The following is a 17,852-nucleotide window of genomic DNA, read 5'->3' on the forward strand; positions in this document are numbered from 1 at the left end:
GGAAAAAAAGTTGTCAGCTAAAAGCTAATGGCTAACAGCTGAAGTAAACAGGCCCGCGTTCAGGGCCTGCAGGGCCCGCACTTTGTCGGCGGTGTTTACCAGAATGCTGATGTTGTTGGGCGAGCCGCCGTAGCTGATCATGCGCACCGGCACGTCGCGCAGGGCGGCGAAGGCGCGGTTGGCCGTGCCGTTGGCGTCCTGCGTGAGGCTGCCTACGAGGCAGATAATGCTCTGGTTTTCATCAACCACCACGGCCCCGAAGTGCTGCAGCTCGCCCACAATCTGGGGCAGGCGGCCGGCGTCGTCGATGGTCAATGACACGGCTACTTCCGAGGTCGTAATCATGTCGATGGACGTGCGGTAACGCTCGAATACCTCGAACAGGCTGCGCAGGAAACCGTGGGCCAGCAGCATCCGGCTCGACTGCACGTTGATGGCCGTGATGCCGTCTTTGGCGGCCACCGCTTTGATGGCCCCGGGGCCGGTGCGGGCCGAAATGAGCGTGCCAGGCGCCTCGGGCTGCATCGTGTTCAGCAGCCGCACCGGAATGCCGTGGGCCCGCGCCGGCAGCACCGAGCTGGGATGCAGGATTTTGGCCCCGAAATAAGCCAGCTCGGCGGCCTCATCAAACGACAGCTCGCGCACCGGATACGTGCCGGCCACCACCCGCGGGTCGTTGTTGTGCAGCCCGTCAATATCGGTCCAGATCTGGATTTCCTCGGCCCCGACCGCGGCCCCGATCAGCGAGGCCGAATAGTCGGAGCCGCCGCGCCGCAGGTTGTCGATGCCGCCGCGGGCGTCGCGGCAGATGAAGCCCTGGGTGATGAACAGCGCGTCGTCGGGGAAAGGGGCCAGGGCGGCGGCCAGCAACTCCCGGATAACGGGCGCGTCGGGCTCTCCGTCGGCATCGAGGCGCATGAAATCGAGTGCCGGCAACAGCACCACGGGCCGGCCCAGCACCCGGGCCACGTAATGGTACATCAGCAGGGTGCTCAGCAGCTCGCCCTGGGCCAGTATGATTCGCTCGCTGCCGGGCGTGAGCGGAGCGGCCGCCAGGTCGCGCAGCGTCTGGAAGTGCGCGTCGAGCAGGGGCAGCACGATGCCGGTGGCGTCAGCCAGCAGCTCGCGGGCCACGGCGTGGTAGCGCTGGTGCAGCAGCGTAATGCGGGCTTCGGCCGCCGCCGCGTCGCCGCTGGCGAGCAGGCCGGCAATTTCCACCAGCGCATTGGTGGTGCCGCTCATGGCCGAAAGCACCACCAGGCGCCGTTCCGGGCCGCCAGCCTCCATCAGTTCCGCCACTTCGCGCATCCGCTGCGCCGACCCGACGGACGTGCCGCCAAACTTCATAATTTTCATGCTACCATCAGTTGCGGGGCGAAGCGTGGCTTTGCCCGGGCCAAAAAAAAGCGCCGGCTCCTCGAAAGGACCGGCGCGAAAAACGTTCAGATTCAGGTACAGTGAACTAGTGCGACGGTCGGGTCGGGGTGCGTTTCTTCGATTTCTTGCCCATCAGCTGGCCGCCAACCGCCGGCCCACACCCCATCCCGGCCCCGGCCGAAAGGCGGGCGCAACCAAATGAAGTGAAAGCGGAAACGGGAGTCATCATGTAAGCAAGCCGGCCACCCCGGCGCATTAGCGGCCGCAAGTACGCTCCGGCCGCGCAATATTCAAGAAGGAGAGAAAAAAAAACGGCTTACCGCACCGGCACGGGCAGCACCGGCAGGCTTTCGTGGCCCTCGGCATCCACGCTTACTACCCCAAAAACGAAGTTGTCCTTGTTGAAAGGCAGGTCGGCTTTGAGGTCGCTCACGAAGAACTTCTGCTGCCACTCGGGGGCGCTGGTTTCGCGCATGAGCACGTAGTAGCCGGCCGGTTTTTCGCCCGCGGCGGGTGCTTCCCACTGCAGCTCGGTGCGGTTGGTGAGCTTGGCCGTGAGCACGCCCACGTTGCGCGGGGCGGCCGGAGCCAGGGCCAAGTTGGCCAGCGTGGCCAGGTTCACGCCCGCGTTCTGACGCAGATAGTCGAAGTCCATGAACTTGGCCAGGTCGCCGTACTCCTCGCCGTTTTCGGTGCGCAAATCCTGGTGCTGGTGGCGGAAATCTTCGTTCATTTCCGTGAAGCGCACCGCCGTGAAGCCCTGCTGGTTGAAGGGCAGATGGTCGCCGCCGCGCAGGAACCGGTCGGGGCGGTACTCCAGCACCAGCTCGTGGCCGGGCACGTATTGCCGGGTGGCCTCGCGGGCGTAGCGGGCCAGCTGGCGGCTGGGCGAGTCGTTTTCGGCCGACAGTGTGCGGCGCAGCCGGGCCTGCTCGGGCGTTTCGGCGGCCGGAATGCCCTCGCTGAACACGCGCAGCTGGGTGGTGTTTTTAATGGTCGGGTCGTGGCCGGTCGAGTTGCCCACAATGTCGTTGTTGAGCATGGCCACCAGGTTCCAGCCCTCCTTTTTGGCGCGCTGGGCCAGGTGGGTCGAGCCGTAGAGGCCCTGCTCTTCGCCCTGCACGGCCACGAAAATGATGGTCGCCGGAAATTTCTGCTGGCTCATTACCCGGGCCAGCTCCAGCACGGCTACCGTGCCCGAGCCGTCGTCGTTGGCGCCCGGCGCGTCGGCTGTGGCGTTCATCACGTCGGTTACCCGCGAGTCGATGTGGCCGCTGACGATGAACACGCGCGTGTCGGTGGGGTCGGTGCCAGGCAGCGTGGCCATCACGTTGGCCATCAGCACCGGCTGGTTGATGCGGCGGCCGTCGGGCTTGATGGTAAACGTGTCCTGCTCAACCTTGAGCCGTCCGCCGCTGGCTTTGCTGTACTTGCGGAACTCCGACTCGACCCAATTACGGGCCGCCCCGATGCCGCGCTTCTTGTTTTTGGTATCGGAAAGCGTGTGGCGCGTGCCGAAGCTCACGAGCTTATCGATATCGTCGCGCAGGTTCTTGGCCGAAACCTGCTGCACCATCTGCAGGATAACTGGGTCTGGCGTGGTGGCGGGCTTGGTTTGGGCGAAAACGGGCGTGCTCAGCAAGCCGAGGCCAAGTAGCAGGAGGAGGGGGCGGGACATAGGAGGGTGGTGGTTAGAAAGGGGAATATAAGACGGAGTTGGGGAAGTAGCGCGAAGCTTCCGCTTCGCGTATCGTTGCTGACGCTACAACGATTTCGTTTAACGATACGCGAAGCGGAAGCTTCGCGCTACTTCCCCACCACTACACTCGCCGCGTTGCCGCCGAAGCCGGCGGCATTCACCAGCACCCGCCGCACTGTCCGCTCGGACGGGCCGTTCACGTCGGTAGCGAAGGGTATCGTGGGCCAGGTCTGGGTTTCGAGCACGTGCAGCGCAAAATCCAGGCTCAGGGCCGCCGAAGCGCCCAGTGTGTGGCCCAGTAGCCACTTATTCGACAGCAGCAGCGGCAACTCTTCTCCGAACACGGCCCGCAGTGCCGCCCGCTCGGCCGTGTCGCCGGCGGGGGTGCCGGGCGAGTGCAGCACCACCGCGTCGATGTCGGAAGGCGCTACCCCGGCCTGGTGCAGCGCTGCCCGCATGGCCTGCTGAAAGTGCCGGCCGTCGGCCGAGAGGCCGGTTTTACTGCCCAGCGCCTCGAAACCGAAGCCCACGCCTTCGAGGAGCAGCGCCGTTTCGCCAGCCGCCCGCAGCGCCGCCCGGCTGCCGCGTTCCAGCACGAACACGGCCGCGCCCTCGCCCAGCACAAACGTAGAAGGCCGGCCCGTTCCCGGCCGGCAGGGCCAGTCGGCCGCCGCGAAGGGCGAGTAGATGCCGATGGCCCGCATCTGGGCCAGCGTGAAATCGGTAAGCGGGGCCTCGGCGCCACCGGCCAGAAACCGGTCGGCCATGCCGGCGCGCAGCCAGGCCACGGCGTTGCCCAAGGCCTGAAAGGCGCTGCTACAGGTGCTCGAATGACTCAGGGCCGTCGCCCCCGCCTGCCCCGCATCGAAGGCCACCCAGCTGGCCACGTTGCCCAGCGTGGTGAGGGGCGAAGCCGCGGCCGGCACCCGCCCTTCGGCCAGAAACTCCGCATGAAACTCCTCCAGCCGCCCCGTAGCGCCCCGGCTGCTGCCGATGCTGATGGCTAACTGGTCGTTGTCAGTTGTCAGTTGATAGTTGTCAGTGTCCGGTAGTGTCGAACTAGGCGTTGTCTCCTTATTGCTGACAACTGACAACCGACAACTGGCAACTGACAACCGGGCGGCCAGCAAGGCCAGCAGTACGGTGCGGTCGAGCTGGCGGTAGGCGGGGTGGGCCTGGCGCAGGTTGTTCAGGGCGGCTTCGGCCCCGGCAGGTAGCGCGGCCACAGGCAGGCTCGCCGGGTGCTGCGTGAAGGGCGAGGCGGCCGGGGCGCTCCAGTCGGAGTCCAGTCCCAGCGCCGATACCCGGCCCCGGCCCCGAATCACGATGACGAGGTCCGATTCGGCGCTAGTCATGCAGGATGTGGGGTAGGTTGGGGGCGGGCACGAAGTCGAGCACCAGCTCGCGCATACGGCGCAGCACAGCGTAGAGCAGCGCCAGCTCGGCGTCGGTGGTGCAGTAGGGCGGCAGCAGATACACCACGTTGCCCAGGGGCCGCAGCACCACATGGTTATCCAGGGCGAGCTGATAGAAGGCGTCGCGCAGGCGGCTGAAGTAGCTGGTGCCCTCGCCGGGGTCGTACTCCACGGCCAGGATGGTGCCCCGGTGCCGCACCGCCCGGATGCCCGGCTGGTCTTCGATTTCGGCTTTAAACGCGGCGTGGGCGGCGGCGATGCGCTGGCGCTGCTGGGTGCATTCAGCGGCGCGGGTGAGCTCCAGGCTGGCCAGGGCAGCGGCGCAGGCCACGGGGTTGGCCGTGTAGGAGTGGCCGTGGAAGAGCGCCCGCATCTTGTCGTCGCTTAAAAAAGCGTTATAGATGGGCGCGGCGCAGGTGGTCAGGCCCATGGCCAGCGTGCCGCCGGTGAGGCCCTTGGAAAAGCACATCAGGTCGGGCTGCTCGGCCAGCAGGCTGCTGGCAAACAGCGGCCCGGTGCGGCCGAAACCGGTCATCACCTCATCGGCAATAGCCAGCACCCCGGCCGCGTGGCAGCGACGCAGCATCTCGCTCAGCACGTCGGGCTCGTACATGACCATACCGGCCGTGCCCAGCACCAGGGGCTCAAAGATGAAGCCCGCCACCTGGGGCTTTCGCAGCAACTGGTCGAGTTGCGCCAGTACCTCCGCCTCGCGGCCCGGCACCGGCACGTCGATGAACTCCACGTCGAACAGCAGCGGCCAGAACGGCTCGGTGAAGGCCCCGCGGCTGCTCACGGCCATGGCCCCAAAGGTGTCGCCGTGGTAAGAATTCTGGAAGCAGATAAACGTGCGCCGCTCGGGCTGGCCCTGGTTGTGGAAGTATTGGAGCACCATTTTCAGGGCCACTTCCACGGCCGTCGAGCCGTTGTCGGAGTAGAAGGCGCGGGCCTGGTTGTCGGGCAGGATTTCCAGCAGCTGCTCGGCCAGCTCGACGGCGGCCGGGTGCGTAAAACCGGCAAACAGCACGTGCTCCAGGGTGCGCAGCTGCTCGCTCACGCGGGCCGCAATGTGCGGGTGGGCGTGCCCGTGCAGGTTCACCCACCACGACGAAATGGCGTCGAGGTAGCGCGTGCCGTCCTCGGCTACGAGCCAGCTGCCTTCGCCCCGGGTGATGGCAATGGGCAGCGGGGCAGTCTGCATCTGGGTGTAGGGGTGCCACAGCACGGCGGCGTCGCGTTCAGAAAGGGTAGGCATGGGGGCAAAGGTAGACCCTGATAGTGTTTCCCGTAGAGGACGCAGAGGTAAAACCGCAGAGGTCCGCAGAGTCGTTCTGGAACAGCTCTGCGGACCTCTGCGGTTTTACCTCTGCGTCCTCTACGGGAAATGCTACCCCTCAAAAAAGGCCCGGAACTCCGCTGCGTACCGCGCCACCACATCTGCCGACACCACCGGTTCCTCCAGTATCCGCGGCAGCACCGGTCCGTCGTAGTAGCTCAGAATGGCCTCCTCCGTCGCCGGATTAGGCGTGCCGTTAAACACGAGCCCGCGCACCGGAATCTGCCGCTGCCGCAACGCCTCCAGCGTGAGCAGTGTGTGGTTGATGCTGCCTAAATAGTGCCGCGACACCACTACCACGGCCAGCCCCAGGCGCTGCACCAGATCGGCCACCGAAAAGCCGGGGGCCAGCGGTACCAGCAGGCCCCCCGCGCCCTCTACCACCAAGTGGTTGGCCGTGGTGGGCAGCTCGAAATCGTCGGGCCGGAGCAATAAGCCTTCGGCGGCGGCGGCGGCGTGGGGCGAGGCCGGCAGCGCCAGCCGGTACCGCTCGGGCCAGAAGCGGCTGACGGGGTTGCGCACCAGCCCGCGCACGGTGCCCGCGTCGGTGGTGGGCGTCAGGCCCGCCTGCACAGGCTTCCAGTAATCAGCCTGCAGAGCTTCGGTGAGGATGGCCGCCACGAAGGTTTTGCCCACGTCGGTGCCGATGCCGGTGATGAAAAGGTGTTCCAAGGGAAAGAGTATGTATGAAAAATGCTTAGCGGATGTGGCGCAGGCAGGGCCGCGAGTTTTGTCGTTCGCAGCCCTGAGTTGTTGGGATGGCGTTAACAGCGCGGGGCCGCGAACGACAAACTTCGCGTTACGGCGCTGTAGCCGGCTGCGTAATAGCCGTTACTTATACAGCGTGTTATCGGCCAGCCCGTTCAGGTAAAACTGCACGCAGGCCTTCAGCTCGTCGCCGTACTGGTGCAGCTTGGCGGGGTCGGGGTGGGCAAGGGGTGTAGCGGGCAGCTGGTGGCGGCGGTAGGGGTAGAGGCGGACCTGGTCGTCAGCGGTGAGCTCGGTTACGTAGTCGGCGTGCACCAGCCAGTAGCTGCCGCCGCTCAGAAACAGCGCCCGGCCGCTGGTGCCGGCATCGAACACCGAGGAGCCGAAGGGCAGCAGCTGGCCGTCGGCGGGCAGGCCCAGCAGGTCGAGCACGGTGGCCGGCACGTCGGCCTGCTGGCTGATGCGGGGCTGGGGCAGCGTTGGCAACTGCTGGCCGGGGGCGAAGAGCAGCAGTGGCGTTTTGTACCTGCCCAGCAGGTTCTGGTAGTCGGGCGCGGCGGACTGCGAGGTGTGGTCGGCCAGCAGCATGAACAGCGTGTTGGGGTACCAGGGCTGGCGGCGGGCGGCGGCAAAGAAGCGTCGCAGCGCCAAATCGGAGTAGGCAATGGTGGGCTGAATGGCCAGCTTGCCGGTAGGTAGTTTGCCCTGATACTGGGCCGGCAGCCCGAATGGCTCGTGGGCGCTGAGCGTGAACAGGGTGCTGAAAAAGGGTTGCCGCTGCCGGCTCAGCTGCCGGCTGAAATACTGGAGGTAGGGCTCGTCGAAAATGCCCCAGTGCCCGTCGAAGTCGGGGCTGCTGGCCCCGCCGGGGTATTCAGCTAGTCCGAAGTACTGCTGCATGCCGCTCATGCCGCCGAAGGTGTTGAAACCCATCGTGCCGTTCTGGGCGCCGTGAAACAGGCTGGTCTGGTAGCCGTGGCGGGCCAGCAGGCTGCCCAGCCCGTGCAACTCGGCGGTCTGGAAATCGGAGGTAATGAAGGAGCTCTCCATCAGGCTGGGCAGGCCCGCCAGCACGGCCGGCAGTGCCTCGATGGAACGGCGGCCATTAGCGTAGTGGTCGGGCAGCAGCAGCCCGCCGCCCCGGATAGCCAGCGAATCGAAAAACGGCGTGTAGCTGCGCCGGCCGGGGTTTTCGACGCCGTTGTATTCCGAGCCAAAGCTTTCCAGAATGAGGACAACCACGTTGCGGCCCGGCAGCGGCACCGTGGCCCGCTGGGGCAGGGGCCGGGCTGCCAGCGCCGCCCGCAGCGCCTGGGGCGAGGTAAAGTAATCTTTGCGCTCGGGAGCCTTGTAGCCCAGGCTCTTCAGAAAGGTAAACGTGCTGTTGAGCGCCAGATGCCCCAACACCGCCGGCTGCTGCACAAACGCCGCCCCCGTGCGCAGCGGCTTGAGCTGCAGCCCACCCCGGATGCCGAGCACCGTCAGGGCGGCTATAGCCACAAGCTGCAAGCTGCAAGCGGCAAGCTTTTTTGCTGACCACTTTCTCATCAGCCCCTCAGCTTGCAGCTCACTACTAACAGTTTGCTGCTTGTAGCTTGCCGCTTGTAGCTCTTTTTCGTCAGCTTGCAACTCAACCCGGGGCATGGGGTAGAAATACCACAAGGCAGCCAGCAGTACGCCGAAGGGCAGCAGCAGCCACCAGTAGCTGAGCAGCAGTTGCCCCGCCTGCCGCTGCACATCGGCCCCGATGGTGCTCAGCTCGTTGCTCGTACGCCGGCCGATGAACTTGAAATATTCCCAGTCGACCAGGTTCAGCAGCAGTCCGAAGCCATTGAGCAGCAGGTACAAGGCCCGCACCAGCCTCTGCCAACCGTGGCCTCGACTGGGCACCAGACTCAGCAGCAGCCACGGAATATTGAGCAGCAGCAGGGCCGATATATCGAACCGGAAGCCGTGCCAGAACGCCAGCGCCAGCTGCCCCGCCGAAGCCTCCCGGAACACGGCGTAGTTCAGCGCCAGAAAGCCCGCCCGCAGCAGCAGGTAAGCCCCCAGCAACAGCGCGAAACGACGAACCAGCAAACGCAGAAACTCGGTGGGCATTGGGCAGTTTAGGAAGCTGCTAGCTATTGGCTGCTAGCTGTTCGCTTTCGTTGAATAGATTTTTACGGTAGCAGCAACTTCGTGCCACGGCCTACAGCGGCTCCAGCTTCACCGCCTGCCCGTCGGGCAAATCTTTGATTTGCTCGTAGAAGCTCGCCAGCCAGGCCAAGCGCCTGGCCGCGGGCACGGCCTTGGAGGCGGGAGCCGTGCGGCCGTTGGTGGCCAGGCACAGTGGCGGATACAAACTCAGCAGCTGCCCCGGTTGTAGCACCCCGCCGGCCTGCTGAAACGTGCGCAACGGCTCCAGGCCCAGGGCATCCATCGGAAACTTCTCGGCCCCGAACAGGAAGTGCTTGAAATCCACGTCGAGGTCGGCCAGCTCGCCGGTTTCGGTATCGAGCAGCAGCACGGCGTCGCCGCGCAGCAGAAACTGGTTGCCCACGCAATCCTGCCCGAACGGGATGTCGGATTTGCGCAGCTCGCCGTAGGTGCGCCATAGTGCCCGCTCGCCCTGCCAGACCTGGGCCAGGGCGTGCCAGCCCGGCGCCGCCACGCAGCCCCTTATGTGAAGCCCGCCAAAGTAGGCCACCACGCCATTCTGGGCGCGCAGAAACGCCTGCAGATACGTTGGCAGCCGCGCCAGCGTCGCGAGGTCTGTCAGTTCGCCGCCGGTATAGATAATTCCTTTCATGATGGTTTCTAGTGCGGCCTTTGATTCCCGGGGCTTCAGCCCGGGCTACGCAGCGTTTCCATTCGATTTCCTCGCTAACTAGCCCCGGGCTTCAGCCCTGGGAAACCAGGAAACGAGGCCTACAGAAAAGCCTTTCCCGCGCGGGGCGGAAAAGGCTTTTCAACGTAACAGGCAGACAGACTATACCGTGTGGTACGATTTGTCCTCGATCAACGAATGCTGATTGAGCACTTCCTGCACGTCAGTCAGCTCCAGGCCGAAGGCATCGGCCACGCCTTTGTACACCACCTTGCCGTTCACCACGTTCAGGCCGAGGCGCAGGTCGTCGTTGTTCAGGCAGGCTACGCGCCAGCCCTGGTTGGCCAGCTTGAGGGCGTAGGGCAGCGTGGCGTTGGTGAGGGCCAGCGTAGAGGTATAAGGCACGGCACCCGGCATGTTGGCCACGCAGTAATGCACGATGTCGTCGATGATGAAGGTCGGGTTTTCGTGGGTCGTGGGCTTGCAGGTCTCGATGCAGCCACCCTGGTCCACGGCCACGTCGACGAGCACGGTGCCCGGCTTCATGGTCTTCAGCATGTCGCGCGTGATGAGGTGCGGGGCCTTGGCGCCCGGAATCAGCACGGCCCCGATGATGAGGTCGGCCGTTTTGGCGGCGGCGCGGATGTTGTAGTCGTTGGAGTACTGGGTGGTCACGTTCTTGGGCATGAAATCATCCAGCTCCCGCAGGCGGTTGAGGTTGATGTCCATGATGGTCACCTGCGCGCCGAGGCCGGCGGCAATTTTAGCGGCCTGGGTGCCCACGATGCCGGCACCGAGTACCAGCACTTCGGCCGGCTTCACGCCGGGTACGCCGCCGAGCAGAATGCCGCGGCCCTTCAGGGGCTTCTCCAGGTACTTGGCACCTTCCTGCGGGGCCATGCGGCCGGCCACTTCGCTCATCGGAATCAGCAGCGGCAGCGCCCGGTTGGCCGACTCTACGGTTTCGTAGGCCAAGCACACCGAGTTGCTCTTGATCATGGCGTGGGTCAGCTCCTCGCCCGAGGCAAAGTGGAAGTAGGTGAACAGCAGCTGGTTTTCCTTCACCAGCGGGTACTCCTGCGCAATCGGCTCCTTCACCTTGATAATCATGTCAGCCTTGGCGTACACGTCCTCAATGGTGGGCAGAATGGTCGCGCCGGCCTGCTCATACTCCTCGTTCGAGAAGCCGCTGCCTTCGCCGGCCGTAGCCTGCACGTACACCTCGTGGCCGTACTTTACGAATTCGGCGGCACCGCCGGGCGTCAGGGCCACGCGGTTTTCGTTGTTTTTGATTTCTTTGGGAACACCAATCAGCATGGCTCGCAGCAGGAAAAGTGGGTGGGTAAAACGGGTGGGTTAACGCGGGGCAAAGATACGGTGAGAATTGGTGTCAAAGGGAAAAAGTAAAAAGCCAAAGCCGCTGTACGGGTCCGGGGTGGACGTTCAGCGGCTTTGGCTTTTTACTTTTTCCCCTTGACTTACTTAAACGGTACCGACGTGCCGCTTTCCTTCACCATGCTGCCGGCGTTCAGGTCCTTCACAATATCGGCCGTGAGCGTAAGCTTGGCGTCGCCGTTCAGGTCGTTGCTGGTGATGACGACGGCCTCCTGCTGTGGGCCCAGGCGGCGCTGGTTGTACACCAGCTCCACCACGGCCGTTTCGCCGGGCCTGATGGGCGAAGGCACGTTCTTGTAGCCCACGCAGTAGCACTGCGACGTGATGGCGCTCAGCACCAGATCCTGCTTGCCGGTGTTGGTTACCTTGAAGCGGGCGGTGAGGGTCTGGCCGGCTTCAGCCTTGCCAAAATCGTGGCGGTTGCTATCCAGCGTCAGGCGCGGCGACTGGGCCAGCTGGGCCGGCGTGAGCCTGGAGCGCATCTGTTCCTTGTTCAGCACGTTGCCCTTGATGGTGAGCACCGTGCTGGGTGTGGTGGCGTTGCTGACCACCGTCACGGTTTTGTTGAACACGCCGGGCCGGCCGGCGCTGCTGTACACAGCCTTCACCATGCCGCTTTTGCCGGGCAGAATGGGCGTTTTGGTCCAGTCGGGCGTGGTGCAGCCGCAACTGGCCTGCACGTTGGCGATGATGAGGGGCTGGTTGCCGGTGTTCTTGAACCGGAACTCGTGGGCGGCCATGACGCCTTCGGGAATGGAGCCGAAATCGTGCTGCTCCTTATCAAACGTGAGCACGCCCTGAGCGCGGACCGTCGCAACGGTGGCGAAAAGCGAAAGGAGCAGGAAAACCAGGTGTTTCATCGCAGATAAAGGTTAGGAGCCGGCAGCCGGGCCGGCCGTTGTTGGGGCACGTAACGGAGCAGGCAAACCCGAAAGGCCCGGATAGAAGCCAACATTCGTCAGCAACTTGTGTTCAGCGCCTTGGCGGGCGCCATCTGGCCGTCTGCTCAGCTGCCGCTTATTCAAAGATACGTAGCGAATCGGGCCCGCCGGCGCATCGGCGGCAAATCCGTACTTTTGTAGGCCTGTTTTCCGGGAAACCGGCGCTGCTTTGCTATCTATCCCGGTTTTCCATCCCACCCGCCGCCCCTGTCTATGCCCACTACTGCCACTGCTCCCACAACCACCGCGCCTGTGCCCGTTGCCTCGCTCACCAAAACCGATTTCCTGCACGATTACCGCCTGGGCTGGGAAAGCCGCCACGCCTCGCTGGCCGGCCGCAAGGAGGTATTCATGGGCAAGGCCAAGTTCGGCATCTTCGGCGACGGCAAGGAGCTGCCCCAGCTGGCCATGGCCCGCGCCTTCCGGGCCGGCGACTGGCGCGCCGGCTACTACCGCGACCAGACCTTCATGCTGGCCATCGGCGAGCTGACGCTGCAGCAGTACTTCGCCCAGCTTTACGCCCACCCCGATGTGGAAGCCGAACCCGCCACCGCCGGCCGCGCCATGAACGGCCACTTCGGCACCCGCTTTCTGGATGAGGACGGCAACTTCCGGCCCTCGGCCGAGCTGAAAAACTCCTCGGCCGATATCTCGCCCACCGGCGGCCAGATGCCCCGGCTTGTGGGCCTGGCCTACGCCTCCAAGCTCTACCGCCAGAACCCCGAACTGCACCAGTTCGCCGATTTCTCGGTGAACGGCAACGAAGTGGCGTTTGGTACCATCGGCAACGCCAGCACCTCCGAAGGCATGTTTTTCGAGGCCATCAATGCGGCGGGCGTGCTCCAGATTCCGATGCTCATCAGCGTCTGGGACGACCACTACGGCATTTCGGTGCCCGCCGAGTACCAGACGACCAAGCAGAATATTTCCGAAATCCTCAAAGGCTTCCAGCGGGAAGGCGAGGGCCAGGACGGCTTCGAGATTTACCGCGTAAACGGCTGGGACTACCCGGCCCTGCTCGACACCTATGAGCGCGCCGCCGACGTTTGCCGCGCCCAGCACGTGCCGGCGCTGGTACACGTGCGCGAAGTGACCCAGCCCCAGGGCCACAGCACCTCCGGTTCGCACGAGCGCTACAAGAATGCCGAGCGCCTGAGCTGGGAACAGGCGCACGACTGCCTGCTGAAAATGCGCGAGTGGCTGCTGGCCGAAGGCCACGCCTCGGCCGAGGAGCTCGACGCCATCGAGAAAGCCGCGCAGCAAACCGTTAAAGAAGCCCGCACCGCCGCCTGGCAGGAGTTCTTCAACCCCATCAAGCAGGAGCGCGACGAAGTAGTGGTGCTGCTCAATAAGCTGGTGGCCGAAACCGGCACCGAAAACCAGCTCCACGAAATGGTGGAAGCCCTCCAGCACAACACCGCGCCTATCCGCGCCGATCTGGTGCGCACCGTGCGCCGGGCCCTGCGCATCGCGCGCGGCCAGCGCAGCAACAGCCGCCGCGAGCTGCAGAACTGGCTGGAGCAGGCCCTGGCCGACAACGCCGACCGCTACAACTCCTACCTGTTCAGCCAGAGCGAGGAAGCCGTGGGCAACATTGAGGAAGTGGAAGTGGCGTACGCCGCCGATGCCGCCTCCGTAGACGGCCGCGAGGTGCTGCAGGCCTGCTTCACGGCCAACTTTGAGCGCGACCCGCGCATCTTCGCCATCGGCGAAGACGTGGGCCGCATCGGCGACGTAAACCAGGCCTTTGCGGGCCTGCAGGAGAAGTTTGGCGAGCTACGCGTAACCGATACCGGCATCCGCGAGTGCACCATCATCGGGCAGGGCATCGGGGCCGCCATGCGGGGCCTGAAGCCCATCACCGAAATCCAGTACCTCGACTATCTGCTCTACGGCATCCAGACCCTCTCCGACGATGTGGCCTGCCTGCAGTACCGCACCAAGGGCGGCCAGAAAGCTCCGCTGATTGTGCGCACCCGCGGCCACCGCCTCGAAGGCATCTGGCACTCGGGCTCGCCCATCCAGATGATTCTGGGCGCCATCCGCGGCATCCACCTGTGCGTGCCCCGCGACATGACCCAGGCGGCCGGGTTCTACAACACGCTGCTGCGCTCCGATGAGCCGGCCATCGTGATTGAGTGCCTCAACGGCTACCGCCTCAAGGAAAAAATGCCCGCAAATCCCGGCGACTTCACGCTGCCGCTGGGCCGCCCCGAAACCCTGCTCCGCGGTGCCGACCTGACCATTGTCACCTACGGCTCGATGTGCCGCATTGTGATGGAAGCGGCCCAGCAGCTGGCCGAGGTGGACATTTCGGTGGAAGTAATCGACGTGCAGACGCTGCTGCCCTTCGATACCGACCACCTGATTGTGGACAGCCTGCGCCGCACCAACCGCGTGCTGTTTGCCGACGAAGACGTGCCCGGCGGCGCCACCGCTTTCATGATGCAGCAGGTGCTCGACGAGCAGCAGGCCTACCGCTTCCTCGACTCGCAGCCGCGCTGCCTCTCGGCCCAGGCCCACCGCCCGCCCTACGGCTCCGACGGCGACTATTTCAGCAAGCCCAGCGTGGAGGATGTGTTCGATGCCGTGTATGAAATCATGCAGGAAGCCGACCCCAAGCGTTTCCCGGCCATCTATTAACCAACCCGCCAAACAAAGCGCCCGCCCCAGACAAATGGGGCGGGCGCGCTGCGAGCAAGCCGCAAACCAGACGGCTTTGGACCTTACTGCGTGACGGTGACCGGATTGGTGATTATTTCGTTGCTGCGGTTGAGCGACCGGTCGAGGATGGTGACCTTGAAGCGGATAACGGTGCCAGCCGGCGTGAAGGGGTTGCTGGGCAGCAGAAAGCCATAGTATATTTCGCCCCGCAGCGGAGCCTTCCGGTCGCCCTGGCTGATGGGCGTCAGGTTGGGGTAGCGGCCGTTGAGGTTGTAGCCGACGCCCGGCGGGTCGAAGTCCACGAAGGAGCCGTCGGTCTGGCGAATCTGGAGCTGGCAGAAGTAATTGTTGTAGGTCGGGTTGATGGTGCCATTGGGCAGCGTCGGATTGAAGGGCGGCTCCACATTGTCCTGATCCAGGCCCAGGTCGCCGTCGCCGTCGCGGTAGCTCACCGTAACCCGCACGCTGTCGAAGGGACCAAAGCGGTTTACAATCGGCTGCAGCATGATGTCGCGAAACTCAATTTGCGGCGTGTCGGAATAGTCGGGCGGACTGATGCAGCCCGGCACCGACAAGCCCAGCAGGGCCAGCAGCAGCACAAAGCCCAGCGTTCGGAAGAGCGGCGTAGCAGATGAGAGCATAGAAAACGAGCGAAAAGAGGAAGGCCGGGGCAGCCGGCCGGCGACGATGGAAAGGTAGCTTAAAGATACCGCATCTGAACGAACGAGCCGCCGCCCGCATTGTTCAACTTCTGGCTAACCGCCGGCCATAAAAATGAGTTTCCGCACCCAGTACCTGCTCGCCCTGCCCCACCTGACGGCCGCCACTGCCCCGGCCGCGGCCCTGGCGCTGTTTCGCTATCAGGCGGGGCATTGCGCGCCCTACGCCGCCTACCTGGCCGCCCTGGGCCGCGACCCGGCCGCCGTCGAAAGCCTGGAGCAGATTCCGTTTCTGCCTATCGAGTTCTTTAAGACCCACGAGGTGCGCACGGATGCCACCGACTGGCAGCCGGCCGAAACCTTCCTTAGCAGCGGCACCACCCTGCAGCAGCGCAGCCAGCACCACGTGCGCCAGCCCGAGCTGTACCACCAGCACGCCCAGCGCATCTTCGAGCACTACTACGGGCCGCTTTCGGGCTGGACGGTGCTGGCCCTGCTGCCCTCCTACCTGGAGCAGGGCGGCTCGTCGCTGGTGGCTATGGTCGACCATTTCGCCCGGGCCTCGGGGCAGCAGCAACCCGCCTTCTTCCTGCACGACCACGCCGCCCTGCTGGCCGCGCTGGCCGAGGCCAAGGAGCAGGCGGGCCGCAAAGTGCTGCTGATTGGCGTCAGCTATGCGCTGCTCGATTTCGTGGAAGCCCATGCCGGCCGGCCCGAGCTGCTGGGCCTGACGGTGCTGGAAACCGGCGGCATGAAGGGCCGGCGCCGCGAGATGATCCGGGAGGAGCTGCATGCCGCGTTGCAGCGCGGTTTCGGCCCGGTTGGTATCCACTCCGAGTACGGCATGACCGAGATGCTGGGCCAGGCCTACAGCTTCGGCGACGGCCGCTTTTGGGCCCCGCCGCAGCTGCAAATCCTGCTCCGCGACCCGTCCGACCCGTTCTCCGCCTCGGCCAGCCGGGCCAGCGGCGCGCTCAACGTCATCGACCTGGCCAACATCGACAGCTGCGCCTTTCTCGAAACCAAAGACTTGGCCCGCCGCCACCCCGACGGCTCGTTCGAGGTGCTCGGCCGGTTGGATAATTCGGATATTCGGGGCTGTAATCAGCTGGTGTAGCCCGGCGGCTCCCTTCCTTTTCGCTTCCTGACATTCCCTGCATGACCCTGGCCGCTTCGTATTCCTCCAGGGTCTGGAAGCGCCGGGCCGAGCGGGTGTTTTTCGGGTTGCTGCTGCTACTGGGCCTGCTGGTGCATGCCGACTACGGCGTGTCAGCCGACGAGCCTGCTCACCACCTCAACGGCCAGGTAAGCGTGAAGTACGTGGCCGGACTGCTGGCCCCGGAGCTGGCGCAGCGGCAGGCGCAATATGCGCGCATCCCGGCCCTGGCCACCCACCCCGACCGCGACCATGGCGTGCTGTTCGAAATTCCCGACAGCCTGCTGGCGCTACTGGCCCACGGCGACCCGGCCGCCTACTACCGCCTGCGGCATCTGCTGATTTTCCTGGTGTTTGCCCTTGGGGGCGTGGGCGCTACGTACCGGCTGGCTACCCGCTACACCCACAACTGGCGCTGGGGCCTGGCGGCGGCCGGGACGCTGGTGCTTTCGCCGCGGCTGTTCGCCGAAGCCTTTTATAATGCTCAGGACATTGTTTTTCTGGCCCTGTTCGCGGTGGCTATGCTCACACTCGTGCGCCTGGTGGCCCGGCCCGGGGTCGGCCGGGCCGTGGTGCACGGGCTGGCTTGTGCGGCGGCCATTGATGTGCGGATAGGCGGGGGGCTGCTGGTCGTTTTTACATTGCTCGCCCTTGGCTGGCAGGCCTTCAGCAGCCCTGCTATCCGCCGCGCCACTTGGGCCCGCAATGCCGGTATCTGGCTACTGACGGCCGCCGCCGCCACGGTGGCCGGCTGGCCCTACCTGTGGGCCGACCCCGCAACGCGGCTGCTGGAGGTGCTGCACCGAATGGGGCAGTTCCCGTGGCAGGGCCGTAATTTCTATTTAGGGGAGCTGCTGCCCGGCTCGGCTACGCCCTGGCACTACGTACCCGTCTGGCTGACTATTACTACGCCCTGGCCCTACCTGCTGCTGGCGGCCGCTGGGCTTACTGCCATTGCGGTGGCCGGCTCCCGGTGCGTCGCGCACTTTCGCACGCGCACCGGGCAACTCGATTTGCTGGTACTGGGCTGGTTGCTTGGACCGCTGCTGCTGATAATCGGGATGCAGTCGGCAGTGTACAACGGTTGGCGGCACCTGTATTTTGTGTATCCGTCCCTGCTGCTGCTGGCCGCGCGCGGTGCCCAGGCAGGCTGGCAACTGGCCCGCCGTAGCCCGTCGGGGCGGTGGGTGGGGGCCGGGGTGGGCGTAGCACTGCTAGCCGGGGTACTGCATACGGCCTACCGCATGGTGCGCGAGCATCCGCAGCAGCAGGTGTATTTCAGCCTGCTGCCTAACCGCATTATTGCCCAGCAGTTCGACCGCGACTATTGGGGCCTGAGCTACCGCAGCGGGCTGGAATGGGTGCTGGCAACCGACTCGGCCGCCCGCATAGCAGTGGGCGCGGCGCGGCCCGATCTGCTTTACAACAACTCGCTCATACTGCCCGCCGCCCAGCGCACCCGGCTGGTGTTCGCCCAGCCGCCGTATCCGGCCGGCACTTACCTGTTCACCAACTACGCCCGCTACCAGTACGGGCCCGGCCTGCTGCCCGCCGATACGCTCGGCCGCCGAGTTTATCGGTTGCAGGTAAACGGGCTGCCGGTGCTGGGAATATTCCGGCGCTGACGTTTGAAGGCGGGACGCTTCATGGTTTGCCCGCAACAGAAAAGAACGGTCATTCTGAGCGCAGCATG

13 protein-coding genes are annotated in these 17,852 nt (G+C 64.9%); 3 read left to right on the plus strand and 10 right to left on the minus strand.

Features of this window, described 5'->3' with window-relative positions:
* Positions 1–24: 24 nt before the first annotated feature.
* The 9 genes from BMY67_RS06005 to BMY67_RS06045 form a co-directional block, all read right to left on the minus strand.
* Complete coding sequence (locus BMY67_RS06005; protein WP_092769367.1) at positions 25–1,356, minus strand: aspartate kinase; 1,332 nt, start codon at positions 1,354–1,356, stop codon at positions 25–27.
* 337 nt (positions 1,357–1,693) lie between these two features.
* Positions 1,694–3,055 (minus strand): M20/M25/M40 family metallo-hydrolase, encoded by a 1,362-nt coding sequence (locus tag BMY67_RS06010; RefSeq protein WP_092769369.1) that lies wholly within the window; start codon positions 3,053–3,055, stop codon positions 1,694–1,696.
* A 128-nt stretch (positions 3,056–3,183) separates the two neighbouring features.
* A complete protein-coding gene (locus tag BMY67_RS06015; RefSeq protein WP_092769371.1) occupies positions 3,184–4,431 on the minus strand; it encodes a beta-ketoacyl synthase N-terminal-like domain-containing protein in 1,248 nt (415 codons plus the stop codon).
* Complete coding sequence (gene bioA / locus BMY67_RS06020) at positions 4,424–5,746, minus strand: adenosylmethionine--8-amino-7-oxononanoate transaminase (protein ID WP_092769373.1); 1,323 nt, start codon at positions 5,744–5,746, stop codon at positions 4,424–4,426. Before bioA ends, BMY67_RS06015 begins: the two co-directional genes overlap by 8 nt.
* 132 nt (positions 5,747–5,878) lie before the next feature.
* Positions 5,879–6,499, minus strand: a complete 621-nt coding sequence (gene bioD / locus BMY67_RS06025; RefSeq protein ID WP_092769375.1) for a dethiobiotin synthase — start codon at positions 6,497–6,499, stop codon at positions 5,879–5,881.
* 159 nt (positions 6,500–6,658) lie between these two features.
* The gene (locus tag BMY67_RS06030; RefSeq protein ID WP_092769377.1) at positions 6,659–8,635 is read right to left on the minus strand and encodes an LTA synthase family protein; all 1,977 of its coding nucleotides are present in this window, start codon (positions 8,633–8,635) and stop codon (positions 6,659–6,661) included.
* Between the two features lie 91 nt (positions 8,636–8,726).
* Positions 8,727–9,326: an SMI1/KNR4 family protein gene (locus BMY67_RS06035; RefSeq protein ID WP_092769379.1), complete on the minus strand. Its 600-nt coding sequence runs from the start codon at positions 9,324–9,326 to the stop codon at positions 8,727–8,729.
* A gap of 180 nt (positions 9,327–9,506) precedes the next feature.
* Positions 9,507–10,661 (minus strand): alanine dehydrogenase, encoded by a 1,155-nt coding sequence (gene ald, locus BMY67_RS06040; protein WP_092769381.1) that lies wholly within the window; start codon positions 10,659–10,661, stop codon positions 9,507–9,509.
* 161 nt (positions 10,662–10,822) lie between these two features.
* Positions 10,823–11,599: a DUF1573 domain-containing protein gene (locus tag BMY67_RS06045; protein WP_092769383.1), complete on the minus strand. Its 777-nt coding sequence runs from the start codon at positions 11,597–11,599 to the stop codon at positions 10,823–10,825.
* 294 nt (positions 11,600–11,893) lie between these two features.
* Between BMY67_RS06045 and BMY67_RS06050 the strand changes: the two genes are divergently transcribed.
* Positions 11,894–14,323: an alpha-ketoacid dehydrogenase subunit alpha/beta gene (locus tag BMY67_RS06050; RefSeq protein WP_092769386.1), complete on the plus strand. Its 2,430-nt coding sequence runs from the start codon at positions 11,894–11,896 to the stop codon at positions 14,321–14,323.
* An 83-nt stretch (positions 14,324–14,406) separates the two neighbouring features.
* Here the strand turns inward: BMY67_RS06050 and BMY67_RS06055 are convergent, their stop codons facing one another.
* Positions 14,407–14,985 carry a hypothetical protein gene (locus BMY67_RS06055; protein WP_092769388.1) on the minus strand — a complete coding sequence of 193 codons (579 nt, stop codon included), beginning with the start codon at positions 14,983–14,985 and terminating at the stop codon, positions 14,407–14,409.
* 133 nt (positions 14,986–15,118) lie between these two features.
* Here BMY67_RS06055 and BMY67_RS06060 point away from each other — a divergent pair, with 133 nt between their 5' ends.
* Positions 15,119–16,120 (plus strand): acyl-CoA synthetase family protein, encoded by a 1,002-nt coding sequence (locus BMY67_RS06060; RefSeq protein WP_092769390.1) that lies wholly within the window; start codon positions 15,119–15,121, stop codon positions 16,118–16,120.
* A gap of 41 nt (positions 16,121–16,161) precedes the next feature.
* Positions 16,162–17,784 (plus strand): hypothetical protein, encoded by a 1,623-nt coding sequence (locus BMY67_RS06065; RefSeq protein WP_092769392.1) that lies wholly within the window; start codon positions 16,162–16,164, stop codon positions 17,782–17,784.
* Positions 17,785–17,852: the final 68 nt, after the last annotated feature.

The organism is Hymenobacter actinosclerus, assembly GCF_900111515.1.
GTDB lineage: Bacteria > Bacteroidota > Bacteroidia > Cytophagales > Hymenobacteraceae > Hymenobacter > Hymenobacter actinosclerus.

Bases quoted from the DNA above. Each gene is read 5' to 3' on its own strand.
- BMY67_RS06005 (WP_092769367.1), bottom strand. From the start codon at position 1,356: ATGAAAATTATGAAGTTTGGCGGCACGTCCGTCGGGTCGGCGCAGCGG.
- BMY67_RS06010 (WP_092769369.1), bottom strand. From the start codon at position 3,055: ATGTCCCGCCCCCTCCTCCTGCTACTTGGCCTCGGCTTGCTGAGCACG.
- BMY67_RS06015 (WP_092769371.1), bottom strand. From the start codon at position 4,431: ATGACTAGCGCCGAATCGGACCTCGTCATCGTGATTCGGGGCCGGGGC.
- bioA (WP_092769373.1), bottom strand. From the start codon at position 5,746: ATGCCTACCCTTTCTGAACGCGACGCCGCCGTGCTGTGGCACCCCTAC.
- BMY67_RS06030 (WP_092769377.1), bottom strand. From the start codon at position 8,635: ATGCCCACCGAGTTTCTGCGTTTGCTGGTTCGTCGTTTCGCGCTGTTG.
- BMY67_RS06035 (WP_092769379.1), bottom strand. From the start codon at position 9,326: ATGAAAGGAATTATCTATACCGGCGGCGAACTGACAGACCTCGCGACG.
- ald (WP_092769381.1), bottom strand. From the start codon at position 10,661: ATGCTGATTGGTGTTCCCAAAGAAATCAAAAACAACGAAAACCGCGTG.
- BMY67_RS06045 (WP_092769383.1), bottom strand. From the start codon at position 11,599: ATGAAACACCTGGTTTTCCTGCTCCTTTCGCTTTTCGCCACCGTTGCG.
- BMY67_RS06050 (WP_092769386.1), top strand. From the start codon at position 11,894: ATGCCCACTACTGCCACTGCTCCCACAACCACCGCGCCTGTGCCCGTT.
- BMY67_RS06055 (WP_092769388.1), bottom strand. From the start codon at position 14,985: ATGCTCTCATCTGCTACGCCGCTCTTCCGAACGCTGGGCTTTGTGCTG.
- BMY67_RS06060 (WP_092769390.1), top strand. From the start codon at position 15,119: ATGAGTTTCCGCACCCAGTACCTGCTCGCCCTGCCCCACCTGACGGCC.
- BMY67_RS06065 (WP_092769392.1), top strand. From the start codon at position 16,162: ATGACCCTGGCCGCTTCGTATTCCTCCAGGGTCTGGAAGCGCCGGGCC.